The sequence below is a fragment of the Psychrobacillus sp. BL-248-WT-3 genome, from assembly GCF_012843435.1.
Lineage (GTDB): Bacteria > Bacillota > Bacilli > Bacillales_A > Planococcaceae > Psychrobacillus.
The window spans coordinates 1-19,999 of the sequence record NZ_JABAFC010000035.1 but is presented as its reverse complement, the minus strand read 5'-3'; the positions used below and the strand labels follow the sequence as shown (position 1 = coordinate 19,999).

General features: G+C 37.5%; 21 protein-coding genes and 1 riboswitch. Of the genes, 11 read left to right on the top strand and 10 right to left on the bottom strand.

The features are described 5' to 3' along the window. Nucleotides 1–57 precede the first annotated feature (57 nt). From HF876_RS15150 to HF876_RS15140, 3 genes are read right to left on the bottom strand one after another with little or no spacing between them, the layout of a single operon-like run. Nucleotides 58–1,089 carry a ribonucleotide-diphosphate reductase subunit beta gene (locus HF876_RS15150; protein ID WP_169360893.1) on the bottom strand — a complete coding sequence of 344 codons (1,032 nt, stop codon included), beginning with the start codon at nt 1,087–1,089 and terminating at the stop codon, nt 58–60. Then, nucleotides 1,031–1,504 (bottom strand): flavodoxin, encoded by a 474-nt coding sequence (locus tag HF876_RS15145; protein WP_169360892.1) that lies wholly within the window; start codon nt 1,502–1,504, stop codon nt 1,031–1,033. The genes HF876_RS15150 and HF876_RS15145 overlap by 59 nt, the downstream gene beginning before the upstream one ends. Continuing rightward, complete coding sequence (locus tag HF876_RS15140; RefSeq protein ID WP_346764092.1) at nt 1,504–3,723, bottom strand: ribonucleoside-diphosphate reductase subunit alpha; 2,220 nt, start codon at nt 3,721–3,723, stop codon at nt 1,504–1,506. Before HF876_RS15140 ends, HF876_RS15145 begins: the two co-directional genes overlap by 1 nt. Nucleotides 3,724–3,888: 165 nt before the next feature. Further along, nucleotides 3,889–4,067: riboswitch (cobalamin riboswitch) on the bottom strand. Between the two features lie 202 nt (nt 4,068–4,269). On the opposite strand from HF876_RS15140, the gene HF876_RS15135 reads away from it, so the two are divergent. Together HF876_RS15135 and HF876_RS15130 are read left to right on the top strand one after the other, a co-directional pair. Further along, the gene (locus HF876_RS15135) at nt 4,270–4,794 is read left to right on the top strand and encodes a DUF2569 family protein (protein ID WP_169360890.1); all 525 of its coding nucleotides are present in this window, start codon (nt 4,270–4,272) and stop codon (nt 4,792–4,794) included. 24 nt (nt 4,795–4,818) lie between these two features. Next, nucleotides 4,819–5,331, top strand: coding sequence for a DUF2569 domain-containing protein (locus HF876_RS15130; protein ID WP_169360889.1), 513 nt, complete (start codon nt 4,819–4,821; stop codon nt 5,329–5,331). A 73-nt stretch (nt 5,332–5,404) separates the two neighbouring features. Here HF876_RS15130 and nhaC read toward each other — a convergent pair whose 3' ends face one another. Together nhaC and HF876_RS15120 are read right to left on the bottom strand one after the other, a co-directional pair. After that, a complete protein-coding gene (nhaC, locus tag HF876_RS15125; protein WP_169360888.1) occupies nt 5,405–6,790 on the bottom strand; it encodes a Na+/H+ antiporter NhaC in 1,386 nt (461 codons plus the stop codon). A 591-nt stretch (nt 6,791–7,381) separates the two neighbouring features. Next, nucleotides 7,382–8,584 carry a DUF418 domain-containing protein gene (locus HF876_RS15120; protein WP_169360887.1) on the bottom strand — a complete coding sequence of 401 codons (1,203 nt, stop codon included), beginning with the start codon at nt 8,582–8,584 and terminating at the stop codon, nt 7,382–7,384. A gap of 112 nt (nt 8,585–8,696) precedes the next feature. Here HF876_RS15120 and HF876_RS15115 point away from each other — a divergent pair, with 112 nt between their 5' ends. Both HF876_RS15115 and HF876_RS15110 read left to right on the top strand, forming a co-directional pair. After that, the gene (locus tag HF876_RS15115) at nt 8,697–9,398 is read left to right on the top strand and encodes a response regulator transcription factor (RefSeq protein WP_169360886.1); all 702 of its coding nucleotides are present in this window, start codon (nt 8,697–8,699) and stop codon (nt 9,396–9,398) included. A gap of 3 nt (nt 9,399–9,401) precedes the next feature. Further along, the gene (locus HF876_RS15110) at nt 9,402–11,057 is read left to right on the top strand and encodes a sensor histidine kinase (protein ID WP_169360885.1); all 1,656 of its coding nucleotides are present in this window, start codon (nt 9,402–9,404) and stop codon (nt 11,055–11,057) included. A gap of 40 nt (nt 11,058–11,097) precedes the next feature. Here HF876_RS15110 and HF876_RS15105 read toward each other — a convergent pair whose 3' ends face one another. Genes HF876_RS15105 through HF876_RS15095 form a run of 3 tightly spaced genes read right to left on the bottom strand, consistent with a single transcriptional unit; the run spans nt 11,098 to nt 13,625 of the window. Next, nucleotides 11,098–11,925, bottom strand: a complete 828-nt coding sequence (locus HF876_RS15105; protein ID WP_169360884.1) for an undecaprenyl-diphosphate phosphatase — start codon at nt 11,923–11,925, stop codon at nt 11,098–11,100. A gap of 9 nt (nt 11,926–11,934) precedes the next feature. Further along, nucleotides 11,935–12,537: a DedA family protein gene (locus tag HF876_RS15100; RefSeq protein WP_169360883.1), complete on the bottom strand. Its 603-nt coding sequence runs from the start codon at nt 12,535–12,537 to the stop codon at nt 11,935–11,937. A 5-nt stretch (nt 12,538–12,542) separates the two neighbouring features. Then, entirely contained in the window at nt 12,543–13,625 is a 1,083-nt protein-coding gene (locus HF876_RS15095; RefSeq protein WP_169360882.1) for a metallophosphoesterase, read from the bottom strand. A gap of 158 nt (nt 13,626–13,783) precedes the next feature. Here HF876_RS15095 and HF876_RS15090 point away from each other — a divergent pair, with 158 nt between their 5' ends. From HF876_RS15090 to HF876_RS15065, 6 genes are all read left to right on the top strand, one after another. Next, a complete protein-coding gene (locus HF876_RS15090; protein ID WP_169360881.1) occupies nt 13,784–14,131 on the top strand; it encodes a lmo0954 family membrane protein in 348 nt (115 codons plus the stop codon). Nucleotides 14,132–14,144: 13 nt separating this feature from the next. Continuing rightward, the gene (locus tag HF876_RS15085; protein WP_169360880.1) at nt 14,145–14,783 is read left to right on the top strand and encodes a PspA/IM30 family protein; all 639 of its coding nucleotides are present in this window, start codon (nt 14,145–14,147) and stop codon (nt 14,781–14,783) included. Nucleotides 14,784–14,879: 96 nt separating this feature from the next. Next, nucleotides 14,880–15,581, top strand: a complete 702-nt coding sequence (gene liaF / locus HF876_RS15080; protein WP_169360879.1) for a cell wall-active antibiotics response protein LiaF — start codon at nt 14,880–14,882, stop codon at nt 15,579–15,581. Next, complete coding sequence (locus HF876_RS15075; RefSeq protein WP_169360878.1) at nt 15,578–16,645, top strand: sensor histidine kinase; 1,068 nt, start codon at nt 15,578–15,580, stop codon at nt 16,643–16,645. Before liaF ends, HF876_RS15075 begins: the two co-directional genes overlap by 4 nt. Nucleotides 16,646–16,650: 5 nt before the next feature. Further along, nucleotides 16,651–17,292: a response regulator transcription factor gene (locus HF876_RS15070; RefSeq protein ID WP_169360877.1), complete on the top strand. Its 642-nt coding sequence runs from the start codon at nt 16,651–16,653 to the stop codon at nt 17,290–17,292. Between the two features lie 60 nt (nt 17,293–17,352). Beyond that, on the top strand, nt 17,353–17,607 hold the full coding sequence (locus HF876_RS15065; RefSeq protein WP_169360876.1) for a hypothetical protein: 255 nt from the start codon (nt 17,353–17,355) through the stop codon (nt 17,605–17,607). Between the two features lie 44 nt (nt 17,608–17,651). Here HF876_RS15065 and HF876_RS15060 read toward each other — a convergent pair whose 3' ends face one another. Both HF876_RS15060 and HF876_RS15055 read right to left on the bottom strand, forming a co-directional pair. Beyond that, nucleotides 17,652–18,149 carry a P-loop NTPase family protein gene (locus HF876_RS15060; RefSeq protein WP_169360875.1) on the bottom strand — a complete coding sequence of 166 codons (498 nt, stop codon included), beginning with the start codon at nt 18,147–18,149 and terminating at the stop codon, nt 17,652–17,654. 3 nt (nt 18,150–18,152) lie between these two features. After that, nucleotides 18,153–18,617 (bottom strand): DinB family protein, encoded by a 465-nt coding sequence (locus HF876_RS15055; protein WP_169360918.1) that lies wholly within the window; start codon nt 18,615–18,617, stop codon nt 18,153–18,155. Between the two features lie 106 nt (nt 18,618–18,723). On the opposite strand from HF876_RS15055, the gene HF876_RS15050 reads away from it, so the two are divergent. Further along, nucleotides 18,724–19,662, top strand: coding sequence for a nuclease-related domain-containing protein (locus HF876_RS15050; RefSeq protein ID WP_346764091.1), 939 nt, complete (start codon nt 18,724–18,726; stop codon nt 19,660–19,662). Nucleotides 19,663–19,999: the final 337 nt, after the last annotated feature.

The following is a 19,999-nucleotide window of genomic DNA, read 5'->3' as shown; positions in this document are numbered from 1 at the left end:
CCTAAGATTTTAAGCTATTAACTTACATTACTCTAACAGGTTGGTATTTCTTCTATATTATAGATCATCAAAACCGTTGTCTATTGCATTCACCTTTACATACTGGCGAGACTTTTGTTCGAAGAAATCTGTTTTAGTGCCGTCTATGTTGTCTGCGTATGCTCGAATCCATTTCATTGGATTTTCTACATACTCAGGATAAATCTCATTTAGCCCAATTAGTCGTAGCATTTTATTGGCGCGGTATTTAATATACCCTTGCATATCTTCTCTATCGATTCCATCGATATCATGTAGTACATAATTGGACCATTCTATTTCTAGTTGGACAGATTCTTTAAATTGCTCATAGACCCACCCTATAAATTCATCGTTATTTAGCTCTGGATTTTCAGCTAGCGTTGCTCTGAATAACTCTGATATAAATCGCCCATGCTCTAGCTCATCTCGGTTGATGTAGCTAATCATCGTAGAAGTACCTACCATTTTGTTATAACGAGCAAGATTATAAAAGAAGGCAAAGCCAGAATAGAAAAATAGCCCTTCCAATAATGTTGTATAAGTAAGCGTCTTTAATATGTTTTCCGTCGTTGGGTTCTCTACAAATTCATTGTAGTACTTGGCAATGTTTTGATTGCGCTTAATTAGCACTTCATCGGTTCTGCCAAAATCAAATGCCTTGTTTTGCTTATCCAGCGATACAATGGATGATAAAACATAGGAATAGCTTTCATTATGTACGGCTTCTTGCTGTGCAATGACCGCCATAATGGATTGTACCGATGGATCTGTTGCATATAGCGAAAGCAATAGAGCTGTACGAGTTTGAGGTGCATCTAATGTCGCTAGCAGTCCAATAATTTTTAAGTATGCATCCTGCTCCGATTCACTCAAGCTACCAAATTGCTTTATGTCATTAGACATATTAACTTCATCAGCTTGCCAGTAGTTCCCTAGCAGACGCTTGTACATCTTATGCCAATGTGGATACGCAATATCATTCCAATTCAGTATACCGCTTGATTGCCCATTAAATATTCCTGTTGATTTGTTTGGATTTCTTGGTTCTAATGTTTTTGCCTTTTGCATGATTTAATACTCCCTCTAGCCATTTAGTGACAATTTTCTCTTGGCTTCCTCTTGGTGACTGTTCAATTTTTAAGCCTTGGTAGGAACTGTTACAATAGCAAACTAGTTTATCCACTGCCCCGCAAAATAGCTCGTCTCCACCAAATTGAGTATCGCCAGAGCCAAATATATAACTATTTTCTGGTCGATATCCTAAGTCTCTTAAAAAATCCTTCATTTCATCTGGAATACCCCCCTGATCCCAGGTGAAAGTCCCTAGAAATACTAGGTCATATAGTTGTAAATCTGGTAGGACTCCGATACCGATACAATATATCTCTACCTGATACTCGGAATTCTCCAGCTGATTTTGTAAAAGCTCTGCTATTTCTTCAGTATTTCCGCTATAGCTCAAATAACATATAATTGCCTTCATCAGCTCGAACAGGACTCACATTCGATAAGTTCTATCGAGGTGGAACGTACGTAATAAGTCGTTTTTAGCCCACTTTTCCAAGCTTCTAAATGTAACGAAAGTAATTCCTTTGCCTTTATCGTGTTTTGTACATATAAATTTAAGGAGACCCCCTGGTCAATATGTCGCTGGCGTGCAGCGTTTTGCTTCACCGTCCAATGCTGATCAATGAAATAAGCAGACTTATAAAACCACGTAGTCTCTGAATTTAAATCTGGCACTGTAACAGGAATTTTATAATCCTTCTTCTCCTCTGCGTAAGTCTTTTGAAAAATTGGGTCAATACTAGCGGTACTTCCCGCCAAAATTGACGTAGATGAATTTGGAGCAACTGCCATTAAATAGCCATTTCGAAGGCCTACTTCTGCGACCTTCCTGCGAAGCTTATTCCATTCGTCTCCTTCATACTGACGCTTTTCAAAATAAGCACCGGTTTGCCATTCTGAACCTTCGAATAAAGGATAAGCACCCTTTTCCTTAGCAAGACTTGCGGATGCCTGAATAGTTAAAAAGGCAATTTTTTCATATAGTTTATCCGCAAGTTCAACCGCTTCCTCTGACTCCCAACGAATCTGCTTAAGTGCGAGTAAATGATGCCATCCGAATGTTCCAAGGCCAATACCTCGATACCTTGCATTTGTGCGCTCTGCCTGTGGTACAGGTATCATATTTAAATCGATGACATTATCTAGCATGCGTACTTGAATATTTATCAGTCTTTCTAATACATTTGCTGGTACTGCCTTCCCCAAGTTAATAGAGGATAAGTTACAAACAACAAAGTCCCCAGGTTTTCTACGAGTGACAATGACATCATCCTCTAACTGGATCGATTCAAACGTTGTTGCGCTCTGATTTTGAAAAATTTCTGTACAGAGGTTACTACTATAGACCATTCCCTCATGCTTATTTGGGTTGCTACGATTTACTTCATCTCGGTAAAACATATATGGTACCCCTGTCTCTAACTGAGAACGCATAATTCTTTTCATCAAGTCGATTGCTTGTACAGTTTCTCGCGATAGGCGTTGGTCATTCACACATTCCTCGTATTTTTCCCGGAATGATCCTTCTCCTCTTTTTTCATCATAGAAATCCTCCAAAGAATAACCCATTACCTGACGAACCTCATGCGGATCAAACAAATGCCATTCCTCTCTTGCATCAACCCTCTCCATGAATAAATCCGGCAAGCATATACCTGTGAAAATATCATGCGCTCGAAGGCGATCATCTCCATTGTTCAGGCGTAGATCTAAAAACGTAAAAATGTCCTTATGCCAAGCATCCAAATAAACAGCTACGGCCCCTTGTCGTTGTCCAAGCTGATCGACGCTGACTGCCGTATTATTCAACTGTTTAATCCAAGGTAGAACTCCACTAGATGCTCCCACGAATCCTCGTATAGAAGAGCCACGGCTACGCACCTTCCCCATGTATACACCGATACCCCCTCCAAATTTAGATAGAGTGGCTACGTCTGTATTACTGTCGTAAATACCTTGCAGACTATCATCCACAGTGTCAATAAAGCAGCTAGAGAGCTGTCCATGTGGCTTCCCAGCATTAGATAAAGTTGGAGTTGCAACCGTCATATATAAATTGCTCATTGCCCAATAAGCTTCTTTTATTTTTTCAAGACGGTTTTCTTTTTCGTCCTTCATAAGTGTCATAGCTATAACAAGCCAGCGCTCTTGTGGCAACTCTACAATATCCTTATTAAAATCCTTCGCTACATAGCGATCTAAAAGAGTTTTTAAGGCTATGTAGGTAAATAGGGAATCTCTTTTGGCGACAAGGAGATTTCCTAGCTGCTCTAACTCCTCATTCGAATAGCTTTCCATAATAGAGGGATTATATATTCCCTTTTTAGAAAGGATCCGTACGTTCTCTGCAAATTTTGTATAGACGGCATCAGCAGTGGTACCTCTCCGTTCTGCTTGCTGCGAATATACTTCTGCTAAATAAATACGTGCAGCCACAAATGTCCAAAATGGCTCCTGTTCATCTAAAAAGCTTAGTGCCTCTAGAGACATAGCTTTAGACCAAGCAGCAATCGTACCTTCTGGGTGTTTTTGTAACCACTTGTGATGCGACTTAACTAAGGGCGCTATCTTTTCTTCACCAAATTCTACTATTAACTGCTGTAATACCTGCTGTTTTTCTGTATTCGTAATAATTGCCAATTTAAATTCCTCCCTATTCTTTTATATACAAAAAAGCGATGCCTCTAGCCTCTTCGGCTGAGTCATCGCTCATGATTTTAAAGTAGGAAACAACAAGACATATCGTTCGTTTTAAGATAGAGTCTCTCGCCCCCACCTCTCAACCCCCGAAGAAAGTGTTGCTTCATCGACAAAAAGGCAGGTCTACTGGCTCGTGCATCTTCCTCCCATTGGCCTTCCCACGAAACTTCGCAGTGGCTTAATCAACAGTTGTCCGCACTTACAGTTGCGGGGACAGCTTCGGTTTCTCACCGAATTCCCTTTTAAACCATAATGGTACCTTTTCATCGTTTATATACTATATATTGTGTTTTGTTTACTTATATACCCTAACATATTGTGTTTAAACTTGTACATAGGTAAAAAGACTATGAGTTAGGTCTTACATCTTATTTTCAGAATAACTCAGTTACAAAATTGCGAATCCAATATTTTCTGTATATTATAATTGTAGCGACCTATAAAAATGGTAAAATATCTTAAATTTAGGAGGTTATAAATATGATTACAAGCAATTCCACTAGGTTGACATCTAAGGACTTATTACCACACGGACCTGTTGGTATAGGGGGCTGGCTAATACTTCCACTTATCGGGCTAATTACCTCACCGTTTGTTATTATTGCCTATCTCATGATAGATGTTTTCCCTTTTTTGACGGCTGAAGGTTGGGAGAGTATAGCTAGTAAGAGTGGAGAATATTATCATCCTTTATTTGGACCATTTGTAATAACAGACCTCATCATTTGTATTGCTCAAATATCTACAGTAATAGTATTACTCATACTTTTCTTTAAAAAGAAAACGTTTTTCCCTAAGGTAATGATTACCTGCCTTACCATCATGCTAATAATAGATATTCTCATTGGCTATATAAATTTGCAAATCATAGAGAATGTGTTTGGATCTGATCCTTTAACATCCCAATACTATATGTTTAATGTAATACGGGCTATGATAAGTACCTCGATTTGGATTACTTATTTTAGTAAATCCAAGAGAGTAAAGAATACATTTGTAAAGTAAACATACGATAGGAGGTAGTTCTCAATGACTGTTACTAATGTATCTGTCCAACCACATAATGGACCCTCAGGAATCAATGGTTGGCTCATTCTGCCCTTGATTGGTCTGCTATATGCACCGTTTCACTATTTACTTAGATTTTTCAGCCACATAATAACCTACCTTACGAATAACATTTGGGTGACGATGATTGAATTAGATGTATCTAAAGGACAGCAAATCTTCATAAGTGTAACCATAGTAGTCTACTCCCTTATTTTACTTTTAACAATAGTCATCTCAACAATCCTTATTTTTCACTTTTTCAAGAAAAAAAGGTCATTACCAAAGCATATGATCCTTTATTATATTGCCACTGCTGCGTGTAAATTTGTTTTCGGCTTTGCATTTGTTTACATATCAAATCTATTATATGGAGTGAATCATGAGGAACGGTTTGAATTCGCTGCAGTGTCTATGATGTCATTTATTTTGACATTTATATGGGCGAATTATTTCAATGAATCTCAAAGAGTTCATAATACATTTATTCATTAAAAAACAAGTCAGCCCGTAACTACAGTAAATCCCCATTACTAAATAAAAGTAGTAATGGGGATTTACTGTAAAACTATTTTTCTTCGATATAAGTCAATGTTTTTCCAGTAAACCCAAATAATATAGTCAGGATCGGGCTAAGCAGACAGAAAAATGCGAATGGTAAGTACTCGAGTGTTGTAACAGCTAATACATTCGTAATGAAAATCCCACATACACTCCATGGTACAAGGGGGTTTACAACCGTACCAGCATCTTCCATTACGCGTGCTAAGTTTTTATTGGCCAAGCCAACTTTTTTAAATTGTGCTTGGAATGCTTCTCCAGTCAATAAAATCGATAAGTACTGCTCTCCGATAAGTGTATTAACCCCAATTGCGGTAAATGCAGTTGCTGCAACAACAGAACTCACCTTCCTTAGCGAGCTTTCCACTTTCATCAGTAAGCTTTGCACGATCCCCAGCGTAAACAAAAGCCCACCCATACTTAGCGCAAGTAGAACAAGCCCAATCGTAAACATCATGCTATTAATGCCTCCCCTAGAAAGTAAGGAGTCAATCGCTTCCATACCCGTGCTAGAAGTAAAACCGTAAAATAGTATATTTAATACTTCCCCAAAACTAAAAGAGTGATGGAAATAGGAAATAAGTATAGCAACAACTGATGTGAAAGCCAGCGATAATATAGCAGGCACTTTCTTAATGGAAAGTATAACGAGTAAAACAAGGGGGATCAGTGTATACCAATGAATCATCCCTGTTTGGAGTAGTCCGGCTTGAAATTCATTTAGTTGCTCGAGCTGTTGTAATTCTTTGTTTGGCGATAAAATTCCATATCCAATTAGCGAAATAATGAATGCTGGTATCGTTGTCCATCCCATATTCCGAATATGTTCAAATAAATCTACCTGAACGATAGCAGATGCAAGATTTGTAGTATCTGACAGTGGAGACATTTTATCTCCGAAAAAAGCTCCAGAAACAATTGCTCCAGCTGTAATAGCTAGAGAGATATCCATAGCACTAGCCATCCCAATAAAAGCAACTCCAATTGTAGCTACAGTTGTTAAGGAACTTCCTATCGATAAACCAACGATACAAGTGACTAGAAATACAATAGCATAAAAAAAGTGTGGTGTAATAAATTGAAAGCCTAAGTGAATAAGTGTTGGAATCGTCCCGCTCATCATTAAGCTACTAATTAATATACCAATAAAGAAAAAAATGAAAATTGCCCCAAGACCCGCTTTGGCACCATCTGTTAGTCCTTCTTCTAGTTTTTTGTAAGGTACTTTCTTCATAAGACCATAAGTTATGAGTAATAGAATTGCCAGTAAGATAGGCATATGAGGAACTGAATCAAATTTTATGATACAAAGCGCCATTATAGCGATAATCATAGTACTAAGTAGCGCCGCCTCCGAAAATGAGGGGGAGATTGTGGAACGAATACGAAACATTGTATATCCTCCTAATAATAGTTTTTAGGAATGAAAAAAAACCTTCCAATCCCTATAGCTAGGGACGAAGGATATCTCCGCGGTACCACCCTATTTGTCGAACATTGTGTATGTTCAACCACTTCATTAAACCGAGTTTACTTGATTGTTGTAATTCATCTATCATGTTTACCTGAACTTTCACCAACCGTTCAGTCTCTTTTTGCTGGGTACATGCAGATTACTAGGACAATCACTCGAATATATTCCACTTTCGCGATTCAACGCTTTCAATCGCTAAAGTTACTAGAATTTTATCATGTTTGACCGTACTGTCAAGATGTATTATTTTAAATGCATTATTAACGGGTATCTTTAATGAAAAAGACAGAAAACCATTAATTTTAACGTAGCCAAAAACAAAAGGATGACCCCTGTGAAAGAAGTCATCTCTATAATTTATAAAATATAATAACTGCTAGTACTATCACTAAAACAATACGATAAACCTTTTACAGGATTTAATTAATTTGCAATTTCTGTTTAGCAATTATAAGTTCGCTCTAATTTATTCGTTTTGGAGCCGTAATCCAAAACCTTAACTTCTTATTATTATTCGAGCACTTTTTCTACCTTTATCTTCTGCTTTTTCGCTTTTAAATTTCCTCTCCAGGATAGATTTGTTCCCATTCTAATAATCATCTCTAAAGGACCTCGTTTAAATCTTTTTAGATAAAAATAGCTGCTTATGCACTGAAATACAAAAAGTATAAGAACAAGAAAAAGACTGTTTAGCATTCCCAATGTTCCAAACTGACCTAAGCCGTATCCATAGAAGACAAAGGTACATACTACGCTTTGTGAAATATAATTAGTTAAGGAAAGCTTCCCTGCACTCTCTAAACCAAGGAATACTTTGCTCGCAGAAAACTTTATAAATAGAAAAGCAAATGTACCAATGTAAGCTATGGAAAGAAACTGTGCTCCTAGATGCTGAAAAATGCCCGTCCAATTGGACTCATCCCCAAGTATAGCTACTGATTTTAGCAAAAGTCCTATCGGTAATAGTGCCATACTAAGCTTATACCACTTCTCCTCCTGTTCCATATGTTGAAATAACCCACCTTTTGCAGCTGCCATTCCGAACAAAAACATTGGAGAGGTCAAAAGAGGTGCAAATAACAGCATAAACAGTATTAAGAAGGCCGTTTCCAAGTCATCGTCCGTAAACAAGGGGCTCTCATTATTTCGATGATTCTTTATTTCTTCATAAGAACCGCTTTTGTAGATATCGTATGTTTTTTCTATGTAGTCAGACATTCTTTTCTCTTCCTCTATTGATTGTTCTACTACACCGTAACCGGCTGCCCCAGTCAATATGAATAGAACCACTCCCCAAATGATTAACGTTTTCTTTTTTCTATTAAGAAAGATTAATAGGAAGATCCCCATCATTCCGTAAAAGGCCAAAATATCTCCTTCCCACAAGTAAGTCGAATGTAATAAACCTAATGTAAAAAGCAGTAAAAAACGTCTCCACAGGTGTCTTTTTACTTTTCCATTTTTGTTTTTGATAGATTCTGCTAGTTTAACTAGCGAATACCCGAATAAAAAAGTAAAAATGGGCATAAAACTTCCTTCTACAACAATTTTTAGAAAAGAATATAAACCTATATCTGTATTAGACAAAGAATAATAACTAATTTCATCTTTTCCCCAAATACCGTAATGAAAGATTAAAAGATTGGCCAATAATATACCCAACAAGCTTAATCCTCTTAAAGCATCTATAAAGCGTACCCTTTTTGTATGCACATGAATAACCTCCTAAAATTTTCGCCTTCTTAATTAGTATAAAATGGTAAGCTTATAATATATTGAAACCAACCTTAAAGAAACCTTAAATATTTTTAGGAGTGAGTTAATTATGAAAGATACTAATATTTTGATAGTTGAAGACGAGCTTGCCATCGCTGAAATGGTAGAAATCATATTAAGAAGAGAAGATTTTCGTCATATTGATATTTGTGAAACTTATCAGAAGGCCAGTAGTTATATTTCCACTAGTCTTTATGATTTATATATACTCGACATAATGCTTCCCGATGGAGTAGGACTTGATTTAGCTAAACAAATTCGCTTAAAATCCAATGCTCCTATATTTTTTCTAACAGCAAAAGAAAGCGATGCGGATAAAATAAGAGGATTTATGAATGGAGCTGATGATTACATAACCAAACCTTTTAATCCATTGGAGTTAGCGGCCCGAGTTAAAGCACATATGAAACGCTATACTTCTGGATTTAAACTTTCTGATGAAAAGATATATAAATTCGGCAATTTTATGTTGAATAAAAGTAGCGCAGAGCTAACTGTAAACGGAGAAAAAAGTATTGTTACGGGTAAACTATTTCATTTACTGCTTCTTTTTTGTGAAAATGCCGGACAGATTTTATCTAAGGAGCAAATTTTTCTTTCTATTTGGGGAGAAGACAGCTATATAGATGACAACACTATCATGGTACATATACGGAGACTCCGAGAGAAAATTGAACAAAATCCTAGTAATCCTCAACAGTTGGTAACGATTAGAGGGATTGGCTATAAGCTCGTAAATGAGGAGAAATAAGGTATGAGACTTTCGAGTAAACTATCACTACGATTTTTAATTTATTTTGTTGTATTCTATGCTGTATTATTTTTAGTGACATTTGGGATGTTCGCTTTGATCATTTACGATTTACTTTCTAAGGAAGTTATCTCGGATATTCGTGCATTGGATGCCTTTGAAATAGAAAGTGATATAAAAAAACAAAACGATGGCAGTTATATATTATCTGAGGACTTTGTAAATTTAGCTAAGCAAAACTCCGGCCATGTATACCTTGTAGACGAAGTAGGCAAAATTCTTGTAGCTACTGACCAAGAAAAACAGTCTTCACACTCTATTGAATGGACTGCCATACAGAAAAAAGATCATGTTGTTTGGGAGTTACCAGACCAGCTTTTCATGATTTTCATAGAAGACCATCCGGTAGAGTCGTTACTTGATAAGCTTTACATAAATAATGAAATTCAAATGAACGAGGAGCTAGAAAAAGAAATTTCAGCTGTAGATGCAGCCGTTGAAATATACAACTCCGGTGGGATAAGAGAAGAAATCATTTATGGAGATATACATAAAGCATTAAGTAGCATGGAAATAGTTACGAATAGTCAGGATTACTTTGAAAGAAAAGTAATTACAGCTTACGAAACGATGCAAAATGGTAAAGTCCTAGTTGTACGAATGCCTAATACGAATTATCGTCCCTTTGAGCCAGCCTTAGTAGACACTATTAAAAAGCTAGTGCTCTCTATTTTAGCATTCCACCTCTTTCTGTTCATTTTTACTATTCTTTTTTCTATCTGGCTTGGATATCGATTTGGTCGTCCTTTGCTCTACTTCTTACATAGAATTGAAAAATTAAGCGTAAAAGACTACGAATCACCAAATGATAAAAAATTGCGTTCGCCAAAATCCGGTAGATTTAAACGAAAATACCGTATATACGAGGAAGTGGATAAGTCACTAGCCAAATTAGCAAATACATTAAAAAGTAACGAAGAGAAGATAATAGAAACGGAAAAACTAAGAGAGGACTGGATTACTGGGCTTTCTCATGATTTAAAAACCCCTCTCAGTTCAATCTATGGATATTCTACCATGCTAGCTTCCTATGAATACTCCTGGTCGGCTGAAGAGGTACAACACTTTGCTAAAACCATGCAGGAAAAGTCTATTTACATGAATGCCTTAATCGAGGATTTGACCTATACTTACCAGTTGAAAAACGATGCAATTCAACTTAACAAAGAAAAATTAAATCTCTTAAAATTTTTAAGATCCTATGTTATCGCCAGTCATTGGAATGATGTTCAAGAACCTAGAGGGAATAAGGATCTTACTGTCTATTTAGATGCAAAGCTATTTGAACGGGTTCTCGATAATCTTGTAGGAAATGCAGTAAAACATACTCCTAATGGCACTAAGATATACTTGGAAATCTATGAAAAAGACAGCCTAGCCTGCCTCGCGATTCGAGATGAGGGCCCTGGTATTCCAAAGGTAGTTTTAGACAACTTGTTTAACCGTTACTATAGAGGAACAAATACTACCTCTGAAACTTCGGGAACTGGTCTTGGTTTAGCAATTACTAAACAGCTTATAGAAGCACATAACGGTACTATAAGGGTAGAATCATCAAACACCGGAACACTAGTGACTGTTATTCTTCCAAAGGAATAATAAAAAGCATTGGGAACTCCCCCAATGCTTTTTGGTATCTTTACAAAAATATAATAACCGCTAGTACTGCTGCTAAAACTATTCGATAAATAGCGAACGGTGTTAGTTTAACTTTATCAATTAGTTTCAAGAAGAAGCGAATTGATATTAAAGCAAATACAAATGCGCTGACAAAGCCTACTGCATAAAAGCCAAAATGATTCATCTCCACGTACTCCCAGTTTTTCAAAAGGGATAGAAAGCTTGCCCCTGCCATAATCGGCACAGCCATGATAAACGTAAAATCTGCTGCAGTTTTATGATTCATCCCTAATATTACGCCACCGGAAATCGTTGAACCAGAACGAGAAAATCCTGGCCACAATGATAGACATTGTATAAGACCTACAAGAATCGCTTGCTTATATGTAATCTTGTCTAGTGTGTTCGTTTTTGGATGTTTAGGTCCAAGTTTATCAGCAACAATCATAAGGATCGCACCTAGCACTAATCCTATTAATACAGTCTCTGTTGTAAATAAATGCTCATCGATGTAATCCTCAAACAATACACCTAGCACACCAGCAGGTATAAGCCCAACAATTACATGAGTTAGCTTTAACTGTCCGCCTTTAGGCGCATCCTTTATTTTATATAAGCCTATTAAACTCAATAATCTTTTCCAAAAGACAACGACTACAGCGAGGATTGACCCAAGCTGAATAACAATTTTGAATGTATTAGCTGAGTATTCTCCTAAAAAGTCTTTTGTTTGCAGCCACATATCATCCACGATAATCATATGACCAGTTGATGAAACCGGAGCAAACTCCGTCATACCTTCTACAAAACCTAATATTAATGCTTTAAATAATTCTAGAATTTCCATAAGATCTCCTTAGTCACGTTTTTTAAAATACCATACTAAAAATGCAATCCCTACTATTGCTATAAGAACATACACTATGTTCGAGTAGATATCCATATACCCTACGATATCCTCCCAGTTTTCACCTACTGCAGAACCTACTGAAACTAAAACCGTGTTCCAAATAAGTGTACCTAGTGTAGTAAATAGAAGGAACAGCCAAAATTTCATATTTGACATCCCTGCTGGAATAGAAATAAGGCTTCTCACCAATGGAATTAGTCGACCAAAAAATACAGCCCAAACGCCATATTTGTCAAACCAGGCATCCGCCTTATGAATATCTTTTATAGTAAGTCTCAAGAATTTACCGTACTTGTTCACAATCTTTTCTAAGCGCTCTACATCTAGTAATAGACCAATCCCATAAAGAATTGCCGCGCCAATTACCGACCCCGCAGTAGCTGCTAGAATAACACCTACCTTGGTCATCGAAGTTGTAGTTGTCATAAATCCTCCAAGCGTTAAAATAACCTCTGAAGGTATCGGCGGGAATACGTTCTCTAACAATATTAATAAAAATACGCCAAAATATCCAAACTGATTCATCCAGTCTGTAACCCATGCTTCCATTATACTTACACATCCTCTAACTTAATCTCTACCGACCATAACTCTGATTGACTACCTAGTCGAATCGGTGGTCCCCAAAATCCAAATCCGGAAGATACAATCGCATGCATATTTCCTTTTTTCCTATACCCGTAATCTAGCTCAAAAATTCTTTGGGTAAACATATGATTTGGCCACATTTGACCACGATGGGTATGACCCGACACGTGAAAGTCTACCTTCGCCCTCTCAGGGATGAGTAAATTAGACGGTGTATGATCCATTACAAACCATGGCAAATTGTTTTGTTTTGGTGCCAATTCGGATAGTTCTTTTCTGTTTCTATTCGTTAAGTCCTCACGTCCTGTCAAATAGAACGTGTCTGCCACCATGATTGTTTCATCTAATAGCATCTTTACATTGGAAGCTTCCATTTCCTCCACAAGTAATGGAATTTTCTTTCCATAGTATTCATGGTTTCCTAGCACCCCATAATTACCATACGTAGATTGAAGCTGCTTCATCACCTCGGACATGCCCTTTTTTACAAACCATATTGGGTCATCGTCCACTAAATCTCCAACTAGTAATACCAAATCTGGATTTTGTTCATTTGATTTTTTTACAAATCTTTGTAAATGCACTTTATTGGATAACAGACCAAGGTGAAAGTCAGATGCAACCACCACTTTTAGCTTGTCCACTGCCGCTCCTTTTTTAGGTATGGTAATAGTAAGTTTTCGGACTACTGGCGAGAAGGCATTATATGTTCCGAGCAACATGATCAAAACAAAGATTAGCAAAACGATTCCACCAATCAGCTTTAAATACTCTGGGAAAATCCACACGAGTATACTTGCAATCGGGAATAAAAGAATTCCATACTGCATGATTATAAGCCAATAAGAACCTATTATACTAAAAGTTCTTAGTCTGTGGTCAAGTCTTGCAATAATAATTGCATAAGCAACTAAAAACCAAATCCCCATGAAAATCCCAAGATTAATTGAGAAGAAAGCTTCTAACCATGTCCACACACTCCAACCAAAATAAAAAACAATTGCGGAATAAATAAGGATCGCTAACGTTATAAAGCCAATTTTTTTCATTTGAGTTCTCCATTTTGTCTTTTCCCATTAGTATAGCAGATTTGCGTAATTTACTCCTTCTCAGCCTTAAGACCGAGGAGAAAATCATGTTTAAGCCCGTTTAGCAAAACATAAGGAGTTGGTAAGCTATAGATACAGACGAGAGGAGGAACAAATATATGAAAAAATTTGGTTTAGTTACACTTGGGATAATTGCAGGAATTGTAGCATTGGTGAATCTTGGTCCGTTATTAGGATTAGGAATATCCGCATTGTTCGTCATTGCAGGTGTACATTTCTACTTAAAAAGCGATTCAAGCCTACTAAAAATCTTTTGGGCAACAGTCGGTATTATCGGTTTATTGACAGCGATTTCTAATATACCAGGATTCGTTGGTATCTTATCAATCGTAGCTTTATACTTCATCTGGAAAACTTGGAATAAGGAAGAGCTTTCACTATCAATACCAAAAAAAGATGATCCATTCGTTAATTTTGAAACACAGTGGAACGAACTTAATAAATAAGGAGGAAACAAACATGACATCATTACTACAACGACTAAAGTATTCAGTTAAGGCAGATTTACATCAACTATTTGATAAAAAAGAAGAAAAGAATCCAATCGCTATGCTCAATCAATACATTCGAGAAGCCGAGAAGCAAACAGAGCAAACCGGTAAATGGTTAGAGCGCCAAGGGAAATTAAAGCAAGAGCTGGAAAAAGAATTGGCTGAGACATTACAGATGGCTGAAAAACGCAAAAACCAAGTAGAACTAGCTACTGCTTCAGGTGAAGAAGATTTAATTTCCTTTGCACAGGCAGAGGTTGATGCCTACAACGAACGTGCAACAACTTTACAGACTAGCATTCACCAAACGATGGAGGAGCTTTTCGGGTTAGAGCGCAAATATGAAGAGATGAAGCACAAAGTGAAGGATATGAAGGTCCGCCAACTGCAGCTCATGGGCAAAGAAAATGTTACTCGTGCCCACCACCAAATGGATCAATTGTTAAAGCCTGAAGAAAAGCAGAAAGGATTCGGTACTTTTCAAGACATGGAACAATATATCGAACGCCTTGGACAAAAAATTGAAAAAGAGCATGAAATCACTTCTATGGAGCAACGTTTAGAACAATTAGAAAAAAATGAACAACCAAAGGCTGAAATTGTGTAATATATAGTAAAAGGTTGTCCTTATAGGACCAATGAGGGGAAGGCAAACGCCTTCTCCTTCTCATGCATTACTATGCGAAGAAGGGAGAATACAAGCATGAAAGAAAACCAAACAAACAAGCTAGCTTTTTTTCTTATTTGTTTTGTTTTTCTCATTTTTATAGAAGCTACTATATTTGGGAACGGCAATATTATATTAGTTCTTCTTGGCATAGGAATGATGTACTTTAGCTTACGGAAGCAATCGAAATATATGTTCTGGCTAGGATTTATATTTCTGATTTTAGCTATCTTTTCTATGTGGAGCCTACGATTGTTTTTAGTAGCTATCCTTGTCTATTCCCTTTATAAGCTTTGGAAAAACGAACCGATCAGCCAAGTGATTAAACCGTTTGGCAAGGTATATGAAGAAACGCCAAATAGTATTATTCAAAACAAGCTATTTTCAGCACAATCAACGCCATTTCAAGCCTATGAGTGGCAGGATGTTCACGTGCAAAGCTTTTACGGAGACTATGTAATTGATGTCACTGAGACAGTGCTACCAAAAGGCACTTCCCTTATTTCCATTCGACAATCTTTAGGGAAGGTTACAATACATGTTCCATACGAGATTCCAGTCCGCATACATTACACTACCGTAATTGGTGAAGCACGAATTCTTTCCCGCGGAGTTCAGCGTCTATGGAATCAGACTGTCCTTGTAAAGGACGGTTACCTCGATGAGGTTTCTCATCCAGCAGAGCTACTCATAACTGTATCCACATGGATTGGTGATGTTGAGGTGATCCGAAAATGAAAATACTTCTAGGGCAAGGAATCTCCCTCTTTTTCTATCTAGTTAGTATTATTGTGTTACTTTTATATGTTGTCTGGGGCTGGCCAAATGACGAAGATTGGTGGTCATTGTTAAACCAGACATATGCACAAATACCTCTAGGCGTGTGGATAATAATTGTGCTAGCTTTTATAAGCTTCGGGTTTTCATTGAACACACTTCAAAAGGTACGCGGTCAAGAAAAGAAAATAGAAACGAGCTTACGACCATTACTTGCAGAAACGTTTGAAACGAGCAAGAAAAAATATACACAGACCAAAAGAATGCAGGCAACTGTTACTCAACTAGAACAGCTAATCCTGACCCAACGAAAAACATTACAGCGTATAACAAATGAAAAGGCTGAAACACAGGACAGAATTATTCAGGAAAGACTAGTCCAAGAAAGACAAAGATTGGCTAGAGAGCTCCATGATTCCGTATCCCAGCAGCTTTTTGCAGCGTCCATGCTTCTATCTACCATGGTAGAAATAGAAGAATCTAAAAATGGAGAAGTCCCAAAAACCTTAATGCAAACAGAAAAAATCGTACAGCAGGCTCAATTAGAAATGCGCGCGCTACTTCTCCACCTACGCCCTGCAGCTTTACACAATAAAACCTTAAAGGAAGGCTTAGAGGAGTTACTTCAGGAGCTTCAAGAGAAAGTGTTTTTTACCATACACTACCGATTAGAAGAGGTTTCCTTGTCTAAGGGCGCCGAGGATCATTTATTCCGAATCGCACAGGAAACCTTATCAAATACACTAAGACATGCTAAAGCAACTGAAGTAGACATTCTCTTCGTTGAAAGAGACAATCTCGCTATTTTCCGTGTCCAGGATAATGGTGTTGGGTTTGAAGTAGGAGAAGGTAAAAATGGCTCTTATGGAATTCAAAGTGTTCGAGAACGAGCCGTCGAGATTGGTGCTACATGCAAAGTCGTATCCGTTCCCTCTCAAGGAACAATTGTAGAAGTGAAGCTGCCTATTGAAAGACCAGTAGTCCAGCCTGTAAATATAGATATTAAAAAGGCCACGGAGGAGTGAATAGAATGATTCGCATTTTGCTAGCCGATGACCATGAGATGGTCCGTATCGGCGTTTCAGCTTACTTACAAGCTCAACCAGATATGGAGGTTGTAGCTGAGGCAGTAAATGGACTAGAGGCAGTCGAATTGGCTCTCAAGCATCGACCTGACATTATTTTAATGGATATGGTCATGCCTATTATGAACGGGGCAGAGGCTACTCGGGAAATTATTAAAAAATGGCCTGAAGCCAAAGTGATGGTAGTCACTAGCTTTATCGATGACGACAAGGTGTATCCTGCTTTGGAAGCAGGAGCGATCAGCTATCTCTTGAAAACGTCCAAAGCCTCACATATTGCTGATTCAATTCGTAAAACTTTAAATGGTAATGCTGTTTTAGAGCCAGAGGTCACTAACAAGATGATGTTACGCATGCGACAAGGATCTGGTCGTTCATTACATGAAGATTTGACTGATCGTGAACTAGAGGTACTTCTTCTCATAGCCGAAGGCAAAACAAATCAGGATATTGCCGATACTTTATTTATTGCGCTCAAAACAGCAAAAACCCATGTCAGCAACATTTTGTCCAAGCTGGAGGTAAATGATCGTACTCAAGCTGTCATTTATGCCTACGAACATAAGTTAGTCTCTACAAAAAAATAACCAAACCTCCTCGGCTATCATATGCTAATGAAAAGACAGCCAAAGGATGATAGACAACATATGACTCCCAATAACAACGACAAACCTAGTGAGCAACCTAACCTTGGCGCTACCGTGGACTTCTTGGGCTCTGTCGTCATCACATTAGGTTTCCTCATTGGTACTATTGGAGAAGGTATCACCCTCCAAGAATCCTTAGAAGAAAAGAAATCTGAAAAAAACTCTAAGAACAATCAGAAACTGCAGCTCTCTCAAATAGAAAAAAAATTAGACCAAGTGATTAAAGAGCTAGAAGCATTAAAGAAAAGGAGATGATCCTAACCATCTAAGGGTCATCTCTTTTTGATGTTTTAGCGTATTTAAAACAATGCTATTATTTTTCGGAAATCACTCGTTGATAGTAGCGCTACTTTCTTATCATACGTATTAAACTTCTTAAGAAATTCAGGTTTCATTTGTTTTTCAAAGTATCTCGTCCATTGAAACATTTTTAGAAATATAGAAAAGGTTGGCTGGTAGTTAGCCTTTTCCAATCCAAGTGCCTGACGAGTAAACCTCTTTATAATTCGCCAATGTCTTATAGCTACTGGTACATCTAGAAATAAAATATGATCGGCTGCCTCTAAACCAGGGTCCGTCCAATCTATATGAACTCCTTCGATTACCCACTGCTCCAATTGAATTGCACTTTTAAGTAAATCATCTCGTTTTTCCACAGAATTTCTAATGTCTCCCTCAGGGCGTCTGGTCCAAACAAAGTTATCGGTTTCAAAGTGAGGAATATTATAGTGATTCGCTAGCTGACGAGCAAGGGTCGTTTTCCCACTTCCTACTGATCCCACAATATAAATTTTCATCTGTTACTCCATATTTGCTTGATTGATCGAATGAATGATTCCTGCATGAACGCCTTCATGCCAGACAATAAATTGCACAATTGCCTCTACAGTTTCCATGCTATGTAGATTTCCTATCTCTAACGTATCTATTAAATAATCTTGTAGTTTTGGTGCTAAAAGTGCTAACACACGGTCTAACTGGTCTTTTAAACTAACTACTAGTTCTTCTTTTGAAGGAGGGATCTCCTGCCAATCTTCCGGATCTGTGCCTGGTGCAAAAAAAGGTATCCATTCAGGATGTACAATACTGTAAGTCGGAATAGCTTTTTGAACCAAAATTTCCATTTGTACATAAACGTGCCCAACATTCCAACGAACGGTGTTAGAGAATCCTTTAGGCTTTATATCCCATTCATCTTCTCGGCATTGTTTGATTCTGCCTAGTGTATAGATTCTTGCAAAGTTTAGCTGGTATAAAGATTCTATTGTTCTCCACCCCTTTTTAATTTGAGTATATCATTTATGGGAAAATTCTGTCTCCTGATACTTGTTTTCTATTTTAGTAGATGATATGTTTTAAGAAAAAGGAGAGATTACTATAGACCACCCCCGTGTCATCCCCAAGCCGATTGAAGTATACAAACGATTCCTTCACCGACTACCTACTCAACATCCGCTCATACCTCATTTAGAAGACCGCATATACAATCTGGAAGCGGGTTATGCTGGTGAGAATTTTGTCGACAATTTTTTAAAGCAAATTGCCTTTTCTAAGCATTACGCTATTTTAAAGGATCTTCACCTTCCCATTTCCGACTCTGGTTATCTTCAATTAGATACGATAATCCTTACCCCGAAATACCTTGCCATTCTCGAAATCAAAAATATTCGAGGAAAGATCTCCTTCCAAAGAAATCCGGACCAACTTATACGTGAAATCGACGGTGAAATCACTGCCTTTAAATGTCCTGAGCAGCAGATCATACGCAACGCCCAAAAGCTAACATCACTATTAAATTCTCTCAAAATTCAGCTTCCATTGAAAAACTTTATCGTCTTCGCTTCCACTAAAACTATTGTTGCACAACCTCCCAAGCAAGTAAGAGCAGTCATGGGCTGCGACATTGCAACTCATATCAATTCACTGAACGTTCTCCCGGACGTCCTACCCGTAAACAAGTTTAAACATCTTCTAAATTATTTCACAATGAACGCCACCGAGTTTATACCAAAACCACTATCTCACATCTATCCTTTAAATTTGAAGGAGATAAAAAGAGGACTGCTATGCGCAAAATGCTTTCAATTTGTAGAAGGGAGCTGCTCCTCATGCGGTACCTTAAAAAAGACAATGCAACAGCAAGCATTAGAGGACTGGTTTTATTTGTATAAGGAAACAATCTCCAACAAAGAGTGCATGGAATTTTTAAATCTCAAAGACAAGCATGCTGCTTCCTATTTATTAAGGAACTCTAGATTATATCCCATTAATAATACGAAAAGTCGCTACTACGTCATCCAAAAGAAATAAAGATTCGCGAACGGGTAGTAGTTTGAGCGAAGATTAGGCAGGCTGTTCAGAGGGTTTGACATAGCAAGTCATAGTTTCAAACCATTCCCGTCCTGAGTCTCCTCCTGGAGATGGATTACGACAATCCGCGTCTCGTTTACTACAATCCAGCTCTACTTTACGACAATCAACTAGTTTTTTACTACAATCAATGATCAAACACTATTCCCGACTATGGATTACAACAATCACCTGCTCGTTTACGACAATCCAGCTCTACTTTAGAGAACGTATAAAATTTTGTGTAAATGACCATAACTTTCCTATAGGAGATGATCATTATGCAAAATTACGAAAA